Consider the following 22,954-nt stretch of genomic DNA (forward strand, 5'->3'; position numbering starts at 1 on the left):
TTTATTTTTGACCTCTTTTTAAGCACCGATTCAATTTTAAAGACTACTAAAAACTGAACTTAAACTTTAAAGAGAGAAGCAAAGAAACTACTAGAGAACTGGGCTTCTACCGAATCATCTTCAACGTTGCCGTCTGAATGAGTGGTGTATCTTACACCTTTCATTTTTATTTGCAACTCTTTTTTTATTTTTTACTATCTTTGATCTTATAAAGAATTGACCTTATAAGAGTTCAACAATCATTACGACGGGATCTTGGGCCTTACATTGCATCAAGTTATAATTTACAGCTTGAGTTTAAGTTTATCTCCTCACTTGTCAGTAACAGATAGAGGGCAAAATCAATAAAGCCATATAATCCAAGCTGCAGCCATGGCCAGACAACTACTAGCAACTAAAATGCCTGATTTTAAGAACTCACCAAAAGTTATAATAACGCCATGCTTCTTAGACTCTTCAACAGCAATAATCCCTGCCAAACTTCCAAATATCATAAAATTGCTAGCAAATCCCGTGCCTAATGTTAGTGCTGCTCCTAATGATGCAGCGTCACTACCTACATGGAGATATGGCGTCAACAACATTACTGCCGGATTATTCCCCACACTATTACTCAATATCGCCCCAGTAAATAGTAGAGATAGTGGCTCATTGAGATTTAACCCCAACTCTTTTAGCTCTGTTAAAAATAGTTGAGGAAGCCCTGTCATTGCAATCGCCTTATTAACAACAAAGAGACTCGCTATCAAAATCAGCAGGTTATAATTAACCTCTTTTAAAACGTCATCCGAAGAGATTTTTCTATTGAGCAATAATATCCCTGCGGCCCCCAAAGCAACCAATGCTTGTGGCCAAAGATCCCAAACAAAAGCAATCATCACCAAAAGAGCAACAACGGCTGCTTTCAAAAGCTCAATATGATTAATTGTGATATTTGTCTCTAGCGATCTATTACTAGAACCATCATAGGTAATGAGCGCTCGATCCAACTCCCATTTTCCACGATAGATAAAGGCGATCACCGCCCAAACTAATATTAATGAGCATAAGGCGGGGATACCAGCTACCCTCAATAGTTCCATAAAACTGAGATCTAGTGATTGTGCAATAATCATATTTTGCGGGCTACCAATAAGCGTTCCTGCTGATCCCGTATTAGCAGCAAAACAGAATCCTAAAACAAATGGAATAGGATTTAAATTACGCGCCATCGTCAAAGAAATTAAAAGTGGTGTCATTGCAACTACAACAACATCATTTGTTAAGAGTGAAGAGAGCACTCCTGAAACACCGATCAAAATAGCCAATAAAAGGGGGGTGCTAACTTTTAAAGAGGCCACTTTATAGGTCGCATAGTTATAAAAGCCCGAAATTCCGAAAGCACCGGAGAGAACCATTAATCCAAATAGGAGCGCAATTGTTTTATAGTTGATGGCATCCCACGCCTCCTGTCCAGTAATATCTCCTATTACTAATAATGCTAAAGCACCAACTAAAGCACTTCCTGTCCTATCTAACTTAAACCCCGGCAACTTACCTAATGCCATCGCTAAATAAACCAACAAAAAGATAACTACCGTACTATTTACCATTCAACTATCCTATTAATCATATACCTATTGGGCCCATCTTAAGCCTCATATTAATCTATCTTATAGATTCTCACCATGGCTCTACAAACAATCGAGAGAAAAGTTATTGGAAAATTATTGGAAAAATTTTGGGGAAATATTTAGGGAAATAGATTAAAGCCTCTAACTGATGACAACTAATAGATAGAGAAGCCTCCTTTATATTACGAATAGGAGGAAGAAGTGGTAAAATAACAACCTATCTTTATGTACCGATTTTTATATAAAATTCATCTACTCATAATCTCCTCATAACATTTAACCAATGGGATGATTGGCGATTTTTTTGAGTTTACTAGTCGAGGAAACATTCTTTCAAGCACCCGAAGACTCCAGCTCAATTCGCCTCAATTTATCTAAATGATATTGAATTGATTATAACTATCTATATAACTCATCTATAGTTTGATAGTTGATAGCTATCTATTAAAAATCGAGACAAAAGCCATTTAGGGAAGTTAGATCCTAAAATGATATGATCTTTTATCTATCCCTAAACTAAAATCGGACCTATTCAAAAAATTAGAGGTATCACTTTATGTTTTATCAACTTGCTAAGCATCGCATCCTTGAAACTGAACGTTTAATTCTTCGCCCAATAATCTTAGAAGATGCCGAGGATCTTTTTGAATATGCGAGCGATCCTGAAAATACAAAGCATACTTTCCCTACCCATCAATCATTAGAAGAGAGCCAATGGATTATAGCGAATCTTTTCATGCGTAATCCTTTAGGTAACTTCGCAATCGAACTTAAAGAGAATGGCAAGATGATAGGAACATGCGACCTTCGAGTGAATGAAGATGAAAAATCAGCAGAATTAGCTTATGCCATCAATAAAAAATATTGGGGAAAAGGTTATGCGCCGGAAGCTGCCGGAAAATTGCTTGATTTTGCATTTAACACTCTAAAAATAGAGCGTGTTTGGGCTAAATATGCCGCAGAAAATAGCGCTTCTGGTAGAGTGATGGAAAAAATCGGCATGGAAAAAGAGGGAGTGTTACGACACACTAAAAATCTCTGTGGTGATTTTGTCGATCAGGTCGTCTATAGTCGCATCAATAGATAATTAAAAATATCATGAAAATTTATCATTAAAAATTACAATACTTTTTAGAACCATATAATCTTGATTATCTGGTTACACTCAATAGTTATTTAGGAGCATCATCATGATGAACGCAGATGATCGCGCCAATTATAATTTTCAAAAAATCATACTTGGCGTTGCAATCTTCCTCTTCATATTAAAGTTTATTGCTTGGTATATCACCTCATCGGTAGCGATTTTAACAGATGCGCTAGAGAGCATCACCAATATGCTAGCTGGTGCATTTACCCTCTTTAGCCTCTATCTATCCGCAAAACCTAAAGACCATAACCACCCCCACGGTCATGGGAAAATTGAATTTGTCTCGGCAAGCGTTGAAGGAGCTCTCATTCTTTTTGCCGGCATCATCATTATCTATGAGGGTGTAAAACGTCTTCTATTTGATGACGCATCGCTTTCGAGCTTAGGCTCAGGTCTCGTCCTGATTGCTATTACAGCCGTTATTAACTATATCGTAGGCTATCTTGCAATAAAAAGAGGTAAAGAACATAATGTTTTACCCTTAATCGCCGGTGGCAAACATCTTCACTCAGATACCTATTCGACTGTCGGTATTATCATTGGCCTACTTCTTGTCTGGCTCACTGGATGGCAATGGTTGGATGCCGCTATTGCGCTCATATTTGGGGGAATTATTATTCACTCTGGAATTCAGATTATACGGGAATCTATCGCCGGCATAATGGATGAAGTAGATGAAGATCTTATTGAAGAGTTTGTAGAAGCCGTCAATGAACATCGCTCTCCCTACTGGGTCGATCTTCATAAAGTAAGATTTATAAAATATGGCAATCATGTTCATCTCGATGCTCATCTCACGCTACCTTGGTATCTCAATATGCGAGAAGCGCATGTCGAGTTAGATAAGATGACAAAGGCTCTAGAAGATAAGTTTGGCGATAAACATGAGATGTATATTCATACTGATGACTGCAAACCATTCTCTTGTGAAATATGTGCGCTTCAAGAATGCCCCCAACGGCAGATGAAGTTTGTTGGTGAGATCGAATGGACAGCAAAGCTTGTCGCTGAAGATCAAAGACATACCATTGAAGATTTAGCAGAACAAAAAATCAAACGCATTGAGGGTAGAGATTAAAGGTAAAGATTGAAGATAGGAAGTGGTCTTCAATTGGTACTTAACTAATACTTACCAAAATAACCCTACCACTTTATAACCCATTGCTAATGCAAATTAAAAGCCCCTAGGATGAATGATATTACTATCAAATCACCATAGGGGCTTTTGCTATACGCTAGAAAATTGAAACAAAATTGGTAATGATATTGCAGAGTAATTTTATTAGCCTAAAATTTTAACTCTCCTCTACAACGATCTCCTCTTCATCATCAAAAGGACGTGGTAAAGGGGTATCATTATTGGATGGGGGAAGGATAGGCAAGACAATTTGAGGCTGCTCTCCCGTCAAGGTACCGTAAAATGCTACAATCTTTTTAACCTCATCATCACTAAAATTTCGACCTAACTGCAACCTACCCATAATTTGAGTTGCTTCTTCTAATGTATTCACTTGTCCATCATGGAAGTATGGATAGGTCAAAACGACATTTCTAAGTGTCGGCACCTTAAAAAACATCTCATCTGATTTTTTGCCCGTATAATCTGCCAAGCCTTTTGCGAGATTATCAGTCTTATACTCTTCTAACAACCCCATTTTCTGAAAACTTGCACCACCTATACCTTCACCATAATGGCAAGCAACGCAACCGCTATTTCTAAAAAGCTCATACCCCGCTAACTCTTCTGCAGTAATCGCATCATCATCACCACGCAACCATTGATCAAAACGAGAATTAGGAGTAATTAATGTCTCTTCAAATACTGCAATCGCATCAGTAATACGATCAATATTGATATCCCCATCACCATAAACCTCGGTGAATTCATCAACATATCCAGGAATTGATGCTATCACATCAACGACGAGATCATGGGTAGAGGCCATCTCTTTTGGGTTTTCAATAGGACCTGCCGCTTGCTCCTTGAGATCAGCCGCCCGCCCATCCCAAAACTGAACAAAATTAAGACTAGAATTTAACACTGTCGGAGAATTGATAGGTCCTTCTTGCCACTTATGACCAATAGATGTCGGTAGGTTATCTGATCCGCCCATGCTTAAATTATGACATGAATTACATGAGATAAAACCCGACTTTGAAAGTCTAGGATCAAACCAAAGCTTTTTACCTAACTCAGCTTTTCCTTCATCAACAACAACTTCTTGAACAAGAGGAATAATAGGCTCTTGACGCACAGATCCATTATTTGTGGCTGTTTGTCCCAATGAGACTCCTGCTGTCAATGCTAATATTCCAATTGTATATAACTTTTTTCTACTAAACATCTACCGTCTCCTTTTATGAAAAGCAGTAAAACACATTGATTTAACTAACGACTAGCTATTTAGATCTAATCAATTCTCTTTCCTCTTCATAATAGTTAGTTTCATATGATAAACCTAGCAAAAGAGACGCTATTTCAGAAAAAGTCTATTTAAATCAAAAAATTTAATTTTAAGTTTGTAATTAAAAATTATTGTTACCTTCATGTCTCTATCTACCCCTATTTAATCGATGCAAAAACTAATATCTGTAGATGTAGAAAATCCTTCTTCGAAACAACAAAAAAGCAGCCAATATATTATTGACTGCTATAGCTTCACTTCTAAGTCATCCATTCGACATGCATTCAAAATACGTTCAAAATACGTTCAAAATGCATTTGATACAACTTATAATCTATTTATCAACGTCTAAAGAATTAACCTGGGGGCCAAGTTAAACTTCTCCCCGCTAAGAGATGAAGATGAATATGATTCACTGTCTGCCCACCATCCTCATTACAATTAAAGACTGTTCGATATCCTTGTTCTGCAAAACCTTGTTCTTTAGCTATTTTTTGTGCTGCTAAGAATAGCCTCCCCATCAATTCGGCATCTTCACTCTTCAGATCATTGAGTGTAGGAATCTCTTTTTTCGGAATGACTAAGATATGAACAGGAGCTTGAGGTTGAATATCTTCAAACGCCAACACATCCTCATCTTCATAGATAATCTTTGCCGGAATTTCCTTGCGAATAATTTTACCAAATATTGTACTCACACCAACCTCCTAATAACTTTTTCTTGCCGAAAATGCATGAGATAAGGTTCCACCATCGAGATACTCCAACTCTCCCCCTAATGGAACACCATGTGCAATTCTACTGACTGCTACATCATACTGCTTTGCGATTTCAGCAATATAATGAGCCGTAGCTTCACCCTCTACTGTTGTATTAGTCGCTAAAATAATCTCTTTAATAACCCCTTCAGAGAGTCGCGACTCCAATAGATCTAATCCTAACTCATGTGGCCCAATTCCATCGAGTGGCGAGAGACGTCCAAAAAGAACAAAATAGCGTCCTTTATACTCAATACTCTGCCTTAAAGCAAAAACATCTACGGGGTTTTCCACAATACAAAGCAACGACTCATCTCGACGCGCATCTAAACAATCATCACAAATATCATTATCTGTTAAGTTTCGACACAGAGAGCATTTTTGAATCGTATTGACGGCATAATCAAGCGCTTTACTAATATTCTTTGCACCATTTTGATTGCGTTCTAAAAGATAGAGCGCCATTCTTAAAGCCGTCTTCTGCCCTACTCCCGGTAAAACTCTTAAAGCATCAACAACATCTTGCAATGATTTAGGATACACTTATGCCCCCTTAAGATTAGAATCCTGGAATTTTCATTCCTGCAGGAAGACCTAATCCCCCGGTCACCTCAGACATTTTCTCTGAAGAGGTCTGTTCTACCTTCGCCAAAGCATCGTTAAATGCCGCGCCTAATAGATCCTCTAACATCTCTTTATCATCTGACATTAAAGAATCATCGATACGAATAGCTCTTACCACATGACGACAGCTCATCTCTATTTTTACTAAACCTGCGCCTGATTCTCCTGTAACAGTAATATCAGCTAAAGCTTCTTGCGCCTTTTCCATCTCTTTTTGCATGCGCTGTGCTTTCTGCATCATTCCAGCAATTCCACCTTTAAACATAAGGTCTCCTTCTACTCTCTATAAGTTCTATTTATAATCTCTATTATTCCCATGAATAGATAGAGCTGAATTAAAAAAATTAACCATTTATAAAATTATTGCAATCTATGTTATATCATGCGACTACAACGAATATAACAAAACTACTCAATGGTAACGAAAAATTAATCTCTTCAGTAGCTCAAATAATATACTCTTTATACTATTCTACGAGCGATTTAACAGTTCTTTCTAAAAGACGAGCCCCATGCTCTCTCTGCAAATACTGCACAACATCATCCTCTAAAAGATCCTGCAAAGCTCTTTGTGCTCTCTCTACATCGAGTCTTTCAACGCGTTCATGAAAGTTCTCCTCTGCGAGAGCTTCAACATATTCAATTTTGCAAGTAACCTCTTTCCCCAATTGAGCAGATATTGCCAAAGCTAGTCTTGTCTCCGCTTCATCTACTCTAAAATCTTTGACAGATAGGGGGCGCTCTAAGGTTAATAAATTCCCTCTAAAGCTCTTAAACACAAGACTATGCGCTATTCCTGATAGAACACTCTCAAGAGATAATTCAGATACAAGCGTTAACCAAGCCTCATTATCGACTAATTGATCAGCTCTGATGGGGGAATCAACATTAATAGATTGAGGAATCTCTAAAATCTCATCGATTCGATCGACTCTATTTTGATCATTGACTCGCATCGAGATCTCATCTTCAGCCAAAGCGTCTCTACCACTAGCATCGTTAACAACAACACGTTTACCGATATCTCCTTTAGGAGCATCAATCTCACGATCACTCTCTTTTGCTGACAAGATCTCTTTAGAGCTTGGTTCATCCCATGGAAGATCGATCTCTGTTGCCTTTTCTAACGCATCTTGACTCTCTTCAACCTTCCCCATCTCTCTTGCTTCTACAACTAAATCACCTAAGCTTTGTGGGTGAGGATGAGCGTTATCATCAGATATTGATAAGTCTGTTACCGGCAACTCTTTTATACTATCTCTTATGCTAATCGAGGTTTGCAACGCCCCCTCATTATCTATACTTTTTTTTTGAGAAAACCCCAAATTCTCTTTCATCTTAGGGCTATCAGAATCTTGATGATGAGAAGCTACTAATAGTGACTTGCCACTTTCATCACTCTTATCTTCTACATTTTCTTTATCTTTTGGCGAGGTTGCTGTATCTATAGGTGCCTGAGGTGCAAAATAGAGCATTCGCAATAGCGTCATCTCAAAACCCACTTCACTATTGGGATGATTTTGCAGATCTTTCCGACCATTTAGGGCAATTTGATAGAAAAGTTGCAAGTCTTCTGCCCTAAACTGCTGAGCTAAAGTACGATATTCTAATGACTCATTCTCTGCAACTTCCTCAGAAATCTGCATCATCGTCAATAGATGAAATGCATCGATGAGATCCTCTAAAAAGCGGTGATAATCTAATCCGTTATCTCGGATAGTACCTAGCGCAGATATAAGCTCACTAGCATCACGACTCGCCAGAGCCAAAAGTACTAATTGTAGATATTGAGTATCTATCAATCCTAGCATTTCATGAGTCGGTTCATAGGCAACATTCTGCCCAGTATATGCAATTGCTTGATCGAGTAACGAGAGCGCATCTCGCATACTACCATCCCCTGCTTTTGCAATAAGCTTAACAGCAGAAGAATCAAAAGGTATCCCTTCACTACTTAATATTTTTTCTAGTTGTTCTGCAATCTCATCATCTTGAATTCTTTTTAATTGAAAACGCAAGCAACGAGATAATACCGTCACAGGAAGTTTTTGAGGATCAGTTGTCGCCAATAAAAATTTCACATGACTAGGTGGCTCTTCCAATGTCTTTAATAGCGCATTAAAACTACTGTTAGAGAGCATATGGACTTCATCTATGAGGTAGATTTTATAACGCCCACGTGTCGGCGCATATTGAACATTATCCAAAATCTCACGAGTATCTTCCACTCGTGTCCGAGAAGCAGCATCAATTTCAATAAGATCGACAAATCGCCCTTCATCAACTTCCTTACAGATCGAACAGACACCACAAGGGGATGAAGAGACACCTTTTTCACAATTGAGAGATTTTGCAAAGATTCTTGCGAGAGTTGTTTTTCCAACGCCCCGAGTTCCGGTAAATAGAAAGGCATGATGCAATCTATTATTATCTAATCCATTGGAGAGGGCTTGAACAACATGGGGCTGACCAATGACTTCGTTAAAGGTTCGAGGTCGCCATTTTAGTGCGAGAACTTGTTGAGTCATTATGTCATCACTTTCAGATAGATATGGAGATGACCCGTATTAGCCGACCCATAACACATGAAGGTCTTACTAGTGCTGCTTCCTTCCGGACCTGACACGGTTTGCAATAGTTCATTGTTAGGAAGCCAATACAGGCCACCACTGAACGGGCCATAAAATTGGAGGCTGGAGCCAGAATCGAACTGGCGTCTACGGATTTGCAATCCGCTGCATAACCATTTTGCTATCCAGCCTATATATTTGGAGCGGGAAACGAGACTCGAACTCGCGACCCCAACCTTGGCAAGGTTGTGCTCTACCAACTGAGCTATTCCCGCTTAAGTGAAGATATGTATTATATCGATTATTTTACTTCAGTCAAATATTAGATCAACAATTAAGCAACATTCTCTATTTTATCTATCAGTGATTTGCATTATCACTGCAATACAACTCTATTAGATCTAACAACATACTAAAAAAGAGTTATGAAAAGAGTTCTTTAACCTGATATAACTCGAGCAATTGTACTAAATTTTCAGGAATAGAGTCAATCGTTAAATCCGATGAAAAACGTTTAGCTTCTACTAGCAATGCAATCAAAGCGCTATCACACTCTTCAACTTCCGCTAGATCAATTATCTTAGGGGGATTAGCCTCCCACTCTCTCCTTAGGCGTAGCCACTCATCAGGAATCGTAAACTTATCAAAGCATCCCTTAAATCGATATCGTTGCCCTTCATTCACAATCTCTATTAATCTACTTTTCATCTTTTCCTCTATTGGCACAATGCTTCAATAAAAAATAGGCGGTTAAATTTAGTCACCGCCTACTCAATATATCTACCTTTATAACAGGCTATCTCATAAGTAATAGTGATCAGTCACACTACTTATTTTTCTGTTTTAAGACATTGATCATTCCATCAATACCATTTCTAGAGACGAGCTCTCTAATCTCAGAACGATAATTCGCCACAATACTGACGCCTTCAACAGAGACATCGTAAACCATCCAACGTTTACCCGCTTTTATCATAGAGTAGTTGATCGCAATGGGAGGACGATCTTTAGAGATAATCTCTGAGCGAACAGTCACCTCATCGCCCTTTGCCGCATTAGGTGGAAGTGGCAATACCTTTAATTGCTCATCAGAATAATCGAGTAAGACGCCGGCATAAGTATTGATTAAGAGTCGTTGGAATTCATTTGTAAACGCTGTTCTCTGTGCTGGCGTTGCTTCTCTCCAAGAACGACCCATCACCCATTGCGAGATTGTTCCAAAATCGAAGCGAGGAACTAAGATCTTCTCAACAATGCCATAGACCTTATTGGGATCTTTCTTCAATGTTGCACGCTCTGCTTTTAATGTCTTAAAGAGCTGATCAGATGTATTTTGAATAACACTTATCGGATCTTCTTGCGCATTTGCTGTCTGAAAAAAAGAGAGCAATGTCACAAAAAAACCAAACATTATGATCTTTTTAAAGCTATATTTCATTCTACGTCCTATATAAAACTAATTAATGAGCTAATTATACCGCCTTAAGGCTAAAAACTACAATATTAAAGGCTCTGGCTCAAGCATAACCCCGAACTTATCAAATACCCCTGCTTGTACTTTAAGCGCATGACTCCATAGTGTTTTTCCATCATTACATCCCATATTCACAAGAACGAGCGCTTGCTTCTCATACATCCCTACACCATCTTCGTAAAGACCCTTATATCCGCTTAACTCAATCAACTGTCCTGCTGCGAGCTTATAAAAACCCTGTTGATCAGGATAAGTAACGAGATTTGGATATTTCGATTTTATTCTCTGAAGTTCTGCCTCTGTAACAATAGGATTTTTAAAAAAACTGCCGGCATTACCGATAATATTTGGATCAGGAAGTTTGCTAGAACGAACAGCAATGACTGCGTTCATCACATCACTCATCGAAAGGTTTTCAAGATCTTCCCCCTTAGCGTCAAAATACTCTTGAAGCGCTCGATAGGAGATCTTCGGCTGCATCTTTTTCAAAAGCCTAAAAGACACTGACAGTATGAGATATCTCCCCTTCTCTTGTTTGAAAAGGCTATCGCGATAGGCAAAACCACAAGCTTTATTGTCGAGTCTTTTGATCTTATCTTCATGAAAATCATAGACCTCTACTTCTGTAATAAAGTCTTTAACCTCGGCACCATAAGCGCCGATATTCTGTACTGGTGCCGCTCCTACCTTTCCTGGAATCAATGACAGATACTCTAACCCTAAATATCTTCTGCGGTTCATCTGTAGCACAAATGCATGCCACTCCTCTCCTGCCATCGCTTTCACAACAACAGAGTCAGCACATTCTTCCATTACCTCGATTCCTAGCAGTCGGTTTAAGATTACAGTCCCCAAAAAATCCTTAGTAAAGAGAATATTACTCCCGCCTCCCAATATTAGATGCGGTTTTGGTAGATGCTTTAAAAGGGGAAGAAGAGTTAAATTATCTAACGAGAAGAGATATCGACTCTTAACAAGAACACCAAAAGTATTCAACTTTTCTAATGAAGCATTTTCCTGAATATTTTTAATTTGCGTTATCTGCTGCATACATGCCTACCGTAAACCATCCACATCTAATAAATCTCTTTTTGATAAAAAAAGAGAGGTTGATATTACTATCAACCTACCCCTTCATTCATCAACCCACGTACTTGATCTACTCACTGATCTACTCAAAAAAACTATTGTTGTAGATCTTGATATTACTATTATTTAGAAGGTATTGTTGAAATGCGCGATACTCATAACTCGCTTCAATACCTTGTAGATACTCTCTAATCTGCATCTGTTCATCATCAGAAAAATCATCCATTGAACCTTTAGCGATATTATTGATAGCTACAACAACAATATGTCCATCCACATCCTCAACAACATAAGCGGGTTTTCCCTCTTCCAGTGCCGGCACTTTTTGAAACCCTTTAGATACCGCATGCTGCTCTACAGGCTTTGAAAGCTGCCCAATTGAAGAGATAGAGAGATCATTATATTGGTTATAAGCAAATCCTAACTGCTCAATATCATTACGAAAACTCTGCTGATCCCCTGCTTCTAACATCGCAGACACCTGATTCTGAATACTCTTTTTAGCGGTCTCTTGAGCAAGTTCTGCTTTTATCTCATCAAAACTCTCCTCTAAGCTCTTAGGTCGACTCGCCTCCTGCTCTGCAATACGTACAATCATTGCATGATTAGGCTGATCATTATAAGCAAAAGGCAATGAATTACGATGATTCTCCATCACATCATAACTACTAACAGCACTCCAAACCGTTGGATTAGCGAGCAATCCTTCTTGTTTATCCAGATCTAACCAATCACTCTCTTTCAACTCAACACCTAAATCTTGAGCAATCTCACTTAAGGACTCAGTATAAGTTTCAGCCAACTCCTGCAGCCGCATCTCTTGCTCTAAATAACGATCAACTTGAGCCTTCTCTTTTAAAGAGCGCTTTGCTGCCTCTACCAAATCATCTTGACTACTATAAGGAGAGCTGACATTTAGCAAGTGGATCATATGCACTTCACCATCGGTAATAACCGGCGCTGAAATAGGTTGCTCCATCGTCAATGAAAATAATGCGTCGTCAAATATAGGAATGCCGGCAACACCATATTTAAAGTTTCCATTCTTATTGTAATAAGCATTATCTAGGGCCTTAATCTGCTCTTTTGCCTGCTCAAAAGTGAGGTCTCCGGCATCAATTTTTGCTTTTAATTCAGATAGCAACGCAATTGCCTCTTCCTTTTCTGCTTCCGATGTATATTCAATTGTAAATTGTTCAGAGAGTCGTTGCTCATTGGCTTTTTGTAAACGCTCAACTTCAGCTGCAACCGCATCATCACTTAGATCTACCGATGAGAGTGATATCGATTCGGGCAGTAACTCGATATATTGCAATTTAATACGATTAGGCGTTACATATTTATCAGAGTGTGACTCATAATGCTTAGAGATCGCATCATCTGAAACAGCTACACTTTCTAAATCTTGCAAGTAATTATAACTTGCGACTTCAAGATCTCGTGTTTGCCCTGCAAACTCTATCTGCTCAATTAAAGATTTCTCCGGAATAAAGACACTATTGACTAACGCCTCTCTTACCACTTTCTCTTGAACATCTCTCCTAACCGCTTCTTCAAAACTCTCAATATTGTATCCTGCATAAAAGAGTGCAGTCTTATAGGTTTCCTGATCAAACACCCCATCTTTTTGGAAGGCGGGAATGGAGATAATCTCCTCTGCCACAGACTTATCAGAAGCTCTTATGCCCCATTTTTTAATTTGTGCATCCATTGCCCTACGTTGCAAAAGATCTTGTCGGGCAATTAAGCGATATTGGCGCTGTAATTCGTCTGACAAATCCATATTTTGAGCATTAGCATTTAATAGTTGCTGATATTGCGCCTCAACCTCTTGTAAAGAGATCTTCTCTCCATCAACTGTTGCAACAGTATCCGCACTAGGACCGCTAAATATCTGCGTCCCACCTATCCCTGCAAGAGAGATAGCTACCCCTCCTAATAACACTTTTGCCCACACACTATTTGCACGGTCTCTGATGAATTGCATCATAATTAAAAATCACCTTTATTATTTGAATTATTGGCCAATCAATATCTCGATATCTTTGCCAATCCAACTGTGAACCCAAAAAACTCAAACTCTCAATCTCTCAATCTTAATGAACAGTTAGGTGTCCATATTATTAAAGCTCAACTCTTTGATTCCACCGCTCTGATAAAGACTCTTTAAAGCTTTATCAAAAATGAATGGGGAAATTATACCTACAAGCAAGCATTTAATAAATAACTCATTTATAAGCTATACGAATATAAGCTATACAAACTATAGCCCTATATTCGGGATCCCTATTCCAATAGTCCACCTCCTTTCGGTAAGGTTTTCAACCAAAGATCAAGATCCCCTGCTTTTACAATCATTAAGTAACGCCCTCTAAAGGGCTGCCAATACTCAACCATCTCATCTAACAGCTCCTCTTTACCCTCAAGATATAATATAACTCTAGAGCGAGGATCTTCCTCAATAAGAGTCGCAAGATCATCCATTGTTCCTAACTCAACAATAGGCTCTTGAAGCTTCCCAACAAAATGGAGATGACCGCGATATCCAGAGAGATGTGCGACCTTAACCCCTTTTGACTGATACCAGGAGACTCGCTCACCTGCTGGTGTTAAATCATAAAAGTCTGTAGCGACTCTCACAACCCCAAAATTAATAGCTAGCGTTAATGCAACACTCATCAAGGCTAAGGTCATAACTCTGGTATTAGCAGCATTAAAAAAGAGCGTAATACTAAAGAGAATAAGCCCGGCACCCCAGAATGGAGATACCTGTCCCACCCAATCTGGCAACCCCCAATAAGAATAGCTTTGAGGGATCAAAATCAATAACCCCCCAACGATCGACATGACTAGAGTAATAAGAACAACATCTTTTTTACGACTTATCCCCTGTCGATAGATACGCGCAATAATAAGACCAAAAGCGGGATAGAGAGGTAAGAGTGCATCAAGAGAGGTTAGACTCAAAATACCTAATATAACAATCAGATAAAGAAACCAAACAATCACAAAATTGAGTGATTCATCACGCTCTGCACTCTTAAAGAGCTGATATATTCTTAACCAAAAAAGCCAAGGAAAAAGAATAATAATAAGATTGAGCAGATAGACATAAAATGGCGGGGTATTACTCAACGCCCCAATTAAAGACTTCAACCCTATTGCATCAAAGAGTGAAAAGCCTAGCAAACTAGCACTAAAATATGCCCATATAAGAAAGAGAGAGAGCGCTACTACAGTCGATACAAGTCCATAAAGATAGATCTGAGACCACCGCTTATTAGCCCAATAAGGAGAGAGAAAGATGATGGGAGCGGTCACTAAAAGAAAGATCAATCCCGATGAAAACAACCCTAAAGTGAGAGAGATTGTAAAACCAATCCACCAAACTTTTTGATCAAAGCGCCAAACTCTAATCAAAAAATTCATCGTTAACATCAGATAGAAAGTGAAATAGAGATACTCAACATTAGCTGTCGCAAAAAGGGTCCAGACTAAACTACCTATCAATACTAAAGGCGCATTCGCCCTAACCTCTCTTCTATCAGGCCATAACTGATAAGCGGCCCAAGCGGTCAAAAAGAGAGTTGACAAACTAAAGAGCGTAGCTAAAAAGCGAAGTATAAACTCCGACACACCGAAAAATTGCCAGCCACCTAAGGCTAACCAGTAATTAAGTGGGAAAAGAGCATGCTGATATTCTCTATTGATAATGGGGTAGAGCCAATCCCCAGATTGATACATCTCCCATACAACACCAGAAAAGAGCGTTTCTTGAAATGGGATTAGAGGTCTTGAAAACCATGTTGCAAATATAAGGATTAGCCAGATACTAATCCATATAAATGCGTAGCGACGAGTCGTGAACTCTTGTCGTAAAAAAATTATTTCTCTCTGCATTGAGCACAAATACCGTGCAAAATCGTACGAGCATCTGTCAACTCATACCCTAATTCAGCAGCAATCTGAGCCTGTTTCTCATGTATTTTTTCATGAGAAAACTCGCCAATATGCCCACAGTTGATACAGATAATGTGATCATGCTGATCGCCATCATCAATTTCAAACATCGACTGACCACCATCAAAGAAGTGACGACGCACTAACCCCGCCTGTTCAAATTGAGTCAACACTCGATACACCGTAGCAAGGCCGACCTCTTCCCCTGAGCTACTTAACTGCATATAGATCTCTTCTGCCGTCAGATGACAAACAGGAGTTGCGGCAGCTTTCGCTAAAATATCTAAAATCTTTAGACGAGGAAGCGTTACTTTTAAACCAGCATTTTTTAACTCTGTTGAACTCATATTTAGTTATTAATCTCCATTAACTTGATTAGATGGATGATAAATTTATTTTATAATCCTTAGAATGATCAATTTCTAGATCCCCTTTCTAAGATATTAATCTAAAGGTGAGTATAACCGTAAAACATCACAATTCCAAGCATAGAAGACGCATGCTTTTTATCCCTTTCTAACAGGGCTATAAACTACACATTTACTACAAATAACTTTATCTAATGCTCTAAAAAGGATATCATATTCACAATTTTTTATTACCTAAATCAGACTCTGGAGATTTAAATGACTCACTTTGGCGTAACGCTCTCACAATTTATTATGGAGGAGCAACGTCGCTTCCCCGAAGCTACCGGTAATTTTACCCTTCTCCTCAATGATATCGCAGTCTCCTGTAAAATGATTGCGGCAGCTGTTCAGAAAGGTCAACTAGCCAATGTTCTTGGTGCTACAGACAATGAAAACTGCCAAGGAGAAACACAACAAATTTTAGATGTTATCGCAAATGAGCTTTTCATTAAAAATAATGCTAACCGCGGTCATGTAGCAGCAATGGCTAGTGAAGAGATGGATGATGTATTTAACATCCCAGAAAATGTACCAAGAGGAAACTATCTACTCATTTTTGACCCTCTAGATGGTTCAAGCAATATCGATATTAATGGTCCGATTGGCACTATCTTCTCCATCCTTAAAACGGACAAAAAAAATCCTACTGAAGAAGACTTTCTCCAGGAAGGTACGAAACAAGTTTGTGCAGGATACTGTCTCTATGGCTCTGCAACAATGATGGTTTTAACAATCGGATATGGTACACATGGGTTTACACTCGACCCGGCAATTGGCGAATTCATTCTAACCCATCCCAATATGCAAATTCCTAGCTCAACTGCCGAATATGCAATTAATCAAGCTAACAGAAACCTTTGGGAACCGCCAATGCGCCAATACATTGATGAATGTGATCTTGGGGTTGAAGGGCCACGCAAAAAGAAATTTACAATGCGCTGGGTTGGGGCAATGGTGATGGATATTCACCGTTTAATTCAACGCGGTGGTCTCTTTGCTTATCCTATGGATAGCTCACTTACCGAGAAAGGTGGGCGCCTACGCTTAATGTATGAAGCAAATCCAATGGCTTTTCTTGTAGAGCAAGCTGGAGGCATCGCATCAACAGGATATGAGCGCATCTTAGACCTAGCCCCTGAAAAATTACACCAACGTGTGCCAGTTATTATGGGATCAACCGATGAGATGAAAATTATTCTTGATAACCATAAAGCTTTTGCTAAAGAGGCAGGAAAAGAGTTCACCCATCAATGTAAAAGCTATACTTAACTGCCCACATTTAACTCAACTCTCTAGGTTCACAGCTTCATAGCTTTAGTTGAACCATCAAAAACGCTGACATCCAACAATTTGTCAGCGTTTTTTTATATTGATCCCCTTCGTCACACCCTTTCCTACAACTCTCAAGTAAAAATTCAACTACTTTTTTCAAATAGGATTTCAAATAAGACCTCAAATAAGGCTTCAAATAAAAACACCAAACAAAAACCAAAAGGCATCAATACCTTCTCTTCTCGATAGATCAAAAAAGAAGAAAAGAGCAAGAAATCAGACCGATACCGAATCCTCAATCGGAAGGTTTCTTCATAGCACCATCACCAAAGTAATTGATCATAATCAGCAGAAACAAGAGAAGTGTCTAGATCCGCAATATATCGACTATTTAAGAAATTTTGCAAAATTTAGAATATACAGTACATTAACTGATGCCTCTGTTACTTGCATGTAACAGCGCGCATGGCAAAGGCTTTTAGTTTTACCTAAAAGTATCAACTTTTATCTCAAGCAAAACATATAAACGGTTTTAAACCATGAATATCTTAAAAAAAATCTCGCATATCATCGATACGATTAACGCCACCCTAGGTAAGATTGCAATTGTCGCAATTTTTCTAGCTACGATTATTTCTGCGGGAAATGCGCTCTTTAGATACGCTTTCAATATGAGTTCTAATGGTATGTTAGAAGTTCAATGGTATCTTTTTGCAGCAGTATTTTTGCTTGGATCTGGCTATACCTATCTAAAAGACCAACACATTCGGATAGATATTATCTCCAACCGTTTTTCGCCAAAAGTGAAAGCGACTATGGAGATTATTGGTATTGTCTTTTTCCTCTTTCCCGCATTTACAATGCTTTTTTATCTCACAATTGGCCCTGCTATCAGCTCCTGGCAAATTTGGGAAATGTCCTCAAACCCTGGTGGACTTCCAAGAGCCCCTATTAAAGCATTACTTCCTGTTGGAATGTTCTTCCTCATCCTTCAAGGAGTTTCTGAACTTTGCAAAGCAATTATTACGCTTCGCACCTCTAACGACATCGCTAAACACTCGGAGCAACAGCAACAATGTTAGATTTTTTACCCCCATTAATGTTTATAGCCTTAATCTTATTTCTATTAAAAGGCTATCCCATCGCTTTCTCATTAGCAGCAACAGGCCTACTCTTCTCACTTATTGGTATCTCCATCGGCCAACTCGATTTCGCCCTACTGGGTGCTTTAAGTGATAGATTTTTCGGCATTATTAGTAACGATACCCTACTCGCCATCCCTTTCTTCACCTTAATGGGACTCGTACTTGAACGAACAGGAATGGCTGAAGATCTGCTTGATACCATGGGCCAACTCTTTGGCAAAATGAGAGGCGGACTTGCTTATTCTGTTATCTTTGTAGGAACAATGCTTGCAGCAACAACAGGAATTGTCTCTGCATCAGTCATTGCCATGGGGCTGATCTCCCTTCCAATTATGTTGCGATATGGTTACTCCAAAAGGATTGCCTCCGGCGTTATTGCCGCCTCAGGGACATTAGCGCAAATCGTTCCCCCTAGTTTAGTTTTAATTGTTTTAGGTGATCAGTTAGGGGTCTCTATTGGTTCAATGTATAAAGCAGCGCTCATTCCCAGTGCTCTATTGATTGGCGCTTATATTCTTTTTATCTTTATTCTTACACTAGTTAAACCACAATCAATGCCGGCAATCCCAGAAGCAGCAAGAACATTGCACGGGACCGCCTTAGCAAAAAAAGTAGTCACTAGTGTCATCCCGCCCGTTACATTAATCTTCCTCGTTTTAGGAACGGTCTTTTTAGGCATGGCAACTCCTACAGAAGCCGGTGCTATTGGTGCAGTTGGAGCAATGGTTTTAGCGCTTTTCAAGAGATCTCTAACTAAAAAGCTACTCTATCAAGCACTCGATCAAAGTGTAAAAATCACCACATTTGTTGTCTTCATTATGATCGGCTCAATGTTCTTCTCTCTAGCATTCACAAGCCTTAATGGAGGAATTTGGATTGAAGGCATCTTAGGAAACCTTCCCGGTGGCGTTCTCGGCTTTATTATTGCGGTTAATATCTTGATCTTCTTCGTCGCTTTCTTCTTGGACTTCTTTGAAATTACCCTAATCCTTGTTCCGCTCCTTCTTCCTATCGCCACCTCATTAGGAATAGATCTGACCTGGTTTGGGATTATTCTAGCGATGAATATGCAGACCTCCTTTATGCATCCCCCCTTCGGCTTCTCTCTCTTCTATCTCAAATCAGTCGCCCCGAAAGAGGTTACAACTAAAGATATCTACTACGGTGCAACTCCTTTCTTAATACTCCAAGTTATAATGGTTGTATTATTGATTGCCTTCCCTGATATTATTAAGACAGAGAAAATTGAACGATTTGAAGGATCTGGTGCTGATATTGAGTTTAATCTCGATACCGGAATGGATAGCTTTAGCGACTTTGATGACTTTGGTGTTGATTTTTAATCATACTCATCTTACCTCTTCAAAAAAGAGGCAATAAAAACGATCTTCTCCTCAAAAAGGAGAAGGTCGTAAAGCTTTTAAAACCATGTCTATATCCAATATGATATGCCCATATGTTGCAGAGAATAGAACTAATGCTCTGCTCATATGCTCCACTCTTTACTCAAGAGTGCACCCTCAAAAGCTACTTTACAAAAGTCTATTTTTAAATATTAAAGCCTCTATCAGAGTCTTCGCTAGTTGCAAATTACAAATTGCTAAATTATCAATTAATCAAACATAGCTTTGTAAAGCATCAGATTTATAGAGTCGTGCATTAACGCATTTTACCTACTCTACACCTATAATTTAGAGCCTAAAACCAATAATTAATAACTAATAACTAACAAATCAAATTCAATAAATTATAAACTACTATCTAAAGAGAGGATTTATCTACCATGAAACGTCGACAGTTTATCTCCCGTGCGGGAATCATTGCTGGAGCAGGTATTGGCGCATTAAGTAGTGCACAAGCAAACAGCAATGCAAAAGTAAAATGGCGCATGACATCAAGCTTCCCTAAACATTTAGACCTCCTTTTTGGCACATCACAAAGATTGGCTGATTCCATATATGCGATGAGTGATGGAGAATTTGAGATTCAGGTTTTTGCCGCTGGTGAACTCGTCCCCTCTACACAAGTATTTGATGCTATTCAGAATGGAACTGTGGAAGTAGGACATACCACATCTAACTACTATCATGGGAAAAACAAAGCTTTATCAATCGATACTTGTCTTCCTTTTGGCCTTACAACTCGAATGCAAAATGCGTGGTATTATGCCGGAGGCGGAACGGAGGTCTTACGCGAACTTTTTGATAAATATAATATTGTTAACTTCCCTGGCGGTAACTCCAACACTCAAATGGGTGGCTGGTTCCGTAAAGAGGTCAAAACAGTTGATGACCTTAAAGGTCTTAAATTCCGTATCCCGGGATTTGGTGGAGAGATCTTCTCTCGTCTTGGCTCTATTCCTCAAAATATTGCTGTCGGCGATATCTACTCATCTCTCGAAAAAGGAACCATTGATGCTACTGAGTTTGTAGGACCCTATGATGACCAACGTCTAGGGCTACAAGAAGTTGCTCCTTACTACTATACGCCTGGATTTTGGGAAGGATCAGCAATGCTCACCTTCTATGTCAATAAAGATGCTTGGGCAAATCTTCCTGAAAAATATAAGATTATTTTTGAGAGAGCGGCCGCTGAAGCCAATATGTGGATGTCAGCACAATATGATGCTAAAAGCCCTGAAGCACTAGCAACCTTAATTCAAAATGGTGCTAAGCTACGCTCTTTCTCGCGAGAAATTCTTCAAGCTGCGTACGATGCCGCACAAGAGATCTATGCGGAAGAGGTTGAAGTGAATGAAGACTTCAGAAGAATTTACACCCATTGGAAAGCTTTTCTTAACAAAGAGTACCAATGGTTTAGAGTCAATGAGAATATCTTCCAACAATTTATGTTCTCCCAATTTAGAAAACAGACAACATAAATTGAGTGGTAAGGTAAAAGATAGATCTAAAATAAGTCGATATAAAACATGAATAATATCGATATTAATCGATGATATTGATATTGAAAGTAAAGCAAGGAAGATATTAGGCATTCAAGATCTAATATCTTTCTCACAGATCACGATGAGGAATTAGAAAGATATGAAGCGCCGCAAATTTATAGCGCAAGCTGGTCTCGCAACAGGAGGGGCAATAACCTTCTCTCTACTTAAAGCATCAACACCTGCAAAAATAAAGTGGAAGATGACCTCAAGTTTCCCTCGCCACCTCGATATTGTATTTGGCGGATCCCAACGTCTAGCAGATTCTATCTATGAGATGAGTAATGGGGAATTTGAGATTCAAGTTTTTGCTGCTGGCGAACTCATTCCTTCTACACAAGTATTTGATGCCATCCAAAACGGTACCGTTGAGGTTGGACATAGCTCCTCGAACTACTATCATGGCAAAAATAAAGCGCTCTCGATCGATACCTGCCTCCCCTTCGGTTTAACAACCCGAATGCAAAATGCTTGGTGTTATGCTGGCGGTGGAAATGAGGTCTTAAGAGAGCTTTTTGGGAAATACAATATTGTAAACTTCCCTGGTGGCAACTCTAACACACAGATGGGAGGATGGTTTCGTAAAGAGGTCAAAAGCGTAGCTGATCTCCAAGGATTAAAGTTTAGAATTCCTGGATTTGGTGGAGAGATCTTTGCGAGACTAGGTGCAATTCCTCAAAATATTCCAGTAGGTGATATCTACTCTTCCCTCGAAAAAGGGACAATCGATGCTACCGAATTTGTAGGTCCCTATGATGACCAGCGGTTAGGTTTACAAGAAGTTGCTCCTTACTACTACACACCAGGTTTTTGGGAAGGCTCTTCGATGCTCTCTTTCTATGTCAACCAAGATGCCTGGAGTAATCTTCCCCAAAGATACAAGATTATCTTTGAGCGAGCAGCTGCTGAAGTTAATATGTGGATGTCTGCTCAATATGATGCTAAAAGCCCTGAAGCTCTAGCAACTCTTATAAAAAATGGTGCGAAGTTGCGCTCCTTTTCACGAGAGATATTACAAGCCGCTTACGATGTTGCACAAGAGATATATGCAGAAGAATCAGCAGTTAATGAAGATTTTAGAAAAGTATATACGCACTGGAAAAACTTTCTAAATAAGGAGTACCAATGGTTTAGAGTCAATGAGAATATCTTTCAACAATTTATGTTTTCACAACTTAGAAAATAGAAGATAAACTAAGACAAGTAACACAAGATTTTATAAAAAATAAAAATAGGATAGCTTTAATAAGCACCTATCTTTATATCACCAGCATCTACCGCACCACTTTCTATAAACCCTATAAAGGTGGTTACTCATCTCAATCTATCCCTTGAGAGAGAGTATATTTAGAGCGATTTACCCATCGAATGCAAAGCGAAAAAGATGCTAATCCTCACGATTGATTACTAGAGAGTAGTTCTACCCCATAACACTAGCATCAATCTAGGATATCACTGAGTAAGAACTTCTATCTGATACATCTGATATAACTTATCGATAGATTAAAACTCACTCAGTTAGATTCACTCTAAAGCCTAA

Annotated in this window: 19 protein-coding genes, 2 tRNA genes and 1 other RNA gene; 7 read left to right on the forward strand and 15 right to left on the reverse strand. The window is 38.9% G+C overall.

Annotated elements, in window-relative coordinates; translation table 11 throughout:
* Positions 1-341: 341 nt before the first annotated feature.
* Positions 342-1,592, reverse strand: coding sequence for an SLC13 family permease (locus tag B9T19_RS09800; RefSeq protein WP_094568456.1), 1,251 nt, complete (start codon positions 1,590-1,592; stop codon positions 342-344).
* A 577-nt stretch (positions 1,593-2,169) separates the two neighbouring features.
* Here B9T19_RS09800 and B9T19_RS09805 point away from each other — a divergent pair.
* Positions 2,170-2,700, forward strand: coding sequence for a GNAT family N-acetyltransferase (locus tag B9T19_RS09805; protein WP_094568457.1), 531 nt, complete (start codon positions 2,170-2,172; stop codon positions 2,698-2,700).
* Positions 2,701-2,803: 103 nt separating this feature from the next.
* On the forward strand, positions 2,804-3,841 hold the full coding sequence (locus B9T19_RS09810; RefSeq protein ID WP_304441111.1) for a cation diffusion facilitator family transporter: 1,038 nt from the start codon (positions 2,804-2,806) through the stop codon (positions 3,839-3,841).
* Between the two features lie 217 nt (positions 3,842-4,058).
* Here the strand turns inward: B9T19_RS09810 and B9T19_RS09815 are convergent, their stop codons facing one another.
* The 14 genes from B9T19_RS09815 to fur form a co-directional block, all read right to left on the reverse strand.
* Positions 4,059-5,108: a cytochrome-c peroxidase gene (locus B9T19_RS09815; RefSeq protein WP_094568458.1), complete on the reverse strand. Its 1,050-nt coding sequence runs from the start codon at positions 5,106-5,108 to the stop codon at positions 4,059-4,061.
* Positions 5,109-5,524: 416 nt separating this feature from the next.
* Positions 5,525-5,866, reverse strand: a complete 342-nt coding sequence (locus B9T19_RS09820; protein ID WP_094568459.1) for a histidine triad nucleotide-binding protein — start codon at positions 5,864-5,866, stop codon at positions 5,525-5,527.
* A 9-nt stretch (positions 5,867-5,875) separates the two neighbouring features.
* Positions 5,876-6,469: a recombination mediator RecR gene (recR, locus tag B9T19_RS09825; RefSeq protein WP_094568460.1), complete on the reverse strand. Its 594-nt coding sequence runs from the start codon at positions 6,467-6,469 to the stop codon at positions 5,876-5,878.
* Positions 6,470-6,485: 16 nt separating this feature from the next.
* The gene (locus tag B9T19_RS09830) at positions 6,486-6,815 is read right to left on the reverse strand and encodes a YbaB/EbfC family nucleoid-associated protein (RefSeq protein ID WP_094568461.1); all 330 of its coding nucleotides are present in this window, start codon (positions 6,813-6,815) and stop codon (positions 6,486-6,488) included.
* A 202-nt stretch (positions 6,816-7,017) separates the two neighbouring features.
* Complete coding sequence (gene dnaX / locus B9T19_RS09835; protein ID WP_094568462.1) at positions 7,018-9,078, reverse strand: DNA polymerase III subunit gamma/tau; 2,061 nt, start codon at positions 9,076-9,078, stop codon at positions 7,018-7,020.
* 34 nt (positions 9,079-9,112) lie between these two features.
* Positions 9,113-9,209, reverse strand: an RNA gene (gene ffs / locus B9T19_RS09840) — signal recognition particle sRNA small type.
* A 28-nt stretch (positions 9,210-9,237) separates the two neighbouring features.
* Positions 9,238-9,311: transfer RNA gene (locus B9T19_RS09845), tRNA-Cys, on the reverse strand.
* 8 nt (positions 9,312-9,319) lie between these two features.
* Positions 9,320-9,395 (reverse strand) — tRNA-Gly (locus tag B9T19_RS09850).
* Between the two features lie 148 nt (positions 9,396-9,543).
* Positions 9,544-9,828, reverse strand: coding sequence for a lipid asymmetry maintenance protein MlaB (locus B9T19_RS09855; RefSeq protein WP_094568463.1), 285 nt, complete (start codon positions 9,826-9,828; stop codon positions 9,544-9,546).
* A 118-nt stretch (positions 9,829-9,946) separates the two neighbouring features.
* Entirely contained in the window at positions 9,947-10,531 is a 585-nt protein-coding gene (locus B9T19_RS09860; RefSeq protein ID WP_094568464.1) for a phospholipid-binding protein MlaC, read from the reverse strand.
* 84 nt (positions 10,532-10,615) lie between these two features.
* Positions 10,616-11,644: a UDP-N-acetylmuramate dehydrogenase gene (murB, locus tag B9T19_RS09865; RefSeq protein WP_094568465.1), complete on the reverse strand. Its 1,029-nt coding sequence runs from the start codon at positions 11,642-11,644 to the stop codon at positions 10,616-10,618.
* A gap of 121 nt (positions 11,645-11,765) precedes the next feature.
* Positions 11,766-13,673 (reverse strand): peptidylprolyl isomerase, encoded by a 1,908-nt coding sequence (locus B9T19_RS09870; RefSeq protein ID WP_094568466.1) that lies wholly within the window; start codon positions 13,671-13,673, stop codon positions 11,766-11,768.
* Between the two features lie 296 nt (positions 13,674-13,969).
* The gene (locus B9T19_RS09875) at positions 13,970-15,583 is read right to left on the reverse strand and encodes a glycosyltransferase family 39 protein (protein ID WP_143436882.1); all 1,614 of its coding nucleotides are present in this window, start codon (positions 15,581-15,583) and stop codon (positions 13,970-13,972) included.
* Positions 15,568-15,990 (reverse strand): ferric iron uptake transcriptional regulator, encoded by a 423-nt coding sequence (gene fur, locus B9T19_RS09880; protein WP_094568468.1) that lies wholly within the window; start codon positions 15,988-15,990, stop codon positions 15,568-15,570. Before fur ends, B9T19_RS09875 begins: the two co-directional genes overlap by 16 nt.
* 279 nt (positions 15,991-16,269) lie before the next feature.
* On the opposite strand from fur, the gene B9T19_RS09885 reads away from it, so the two are divergent.
* From B9T19_RS09885 to B9T19_RS09905, 5 genes are all read left to right on the forward strand, one after another.
* Positions 16,270-17,322 (forward strand): class 1 fructose-bisphosphatase, encoded by a 1,053-nt coding sequence (locus tag B9T19_RS09885; RefSeq protein WP_094568469.1) that lies wholly within the window; start codon positions 16,270-16,272, stop codon positions 17,320-17,322.
* Positions 17,323-17,864: 542 nt separating this feature from the next.
* Positions 17,865-18,407, forward strand: a complete 543-nt coding sequence (locus tag B9T19_RS09890; RefSeq protein ID WP_094568470.1) for a TRAP transporter small permease subunit — start codon at positions 17,865-17,867, stop codon at positions 18,405-18,407.
* The gene (locus B9T19_RS09895; protein ID WP_094568471.1) at positions 18,401-19,813 is read left to right on the forward strand and encodes a TRAP transporter large permease subunit; all 1,413 of its coding nucleotides are present in this window, start codon (positions 18,401-18,403) and stop codon (positions 19,811-19,813) included. The genes B9T19_RS09890 and B9T19_RS09895 overlap by 7 nt, the downstream gene beginning before the upstream one ends.
* Before the next feature lie 440 nt (positions 19,814-20,253).
* Positions 20,254-21,351, forward strand: coding sequence for a TRAP transporter substrate-binding protein (locus B9T19_RS09900; protein WP_094568472.1), 1,098 nt, complete (start codon positions 20,254-20,256; stop codon positions 21,349-21,351).
* A gap of 163 nt (positions 21,352-21,514) precedes the next feature.
* Positions 21,515-22,600, forward strand: a complete 1,086-nt coding sequence (locus tag B9T19_RS09905) for a TRAP transporter substrate-binding protein (RefSeq protein WP_094568473.1) — start codon at positions 21,515-21,517, stop codon at positions 22,598-22,600.
* Positions 22,601-22,954: the final 354 nt, after the last annotated feature.

Origin of the sequence: Ignatzschineria sp. F8392 (genome assembly GCF_002252045.1) — a bacterium.
GTDB lineage: Bacteria > Pseudomonadota > Gammaproteobacteria > Cardiobacteriales > Wohlfahrtiimonadaceae > Ignatzschineria.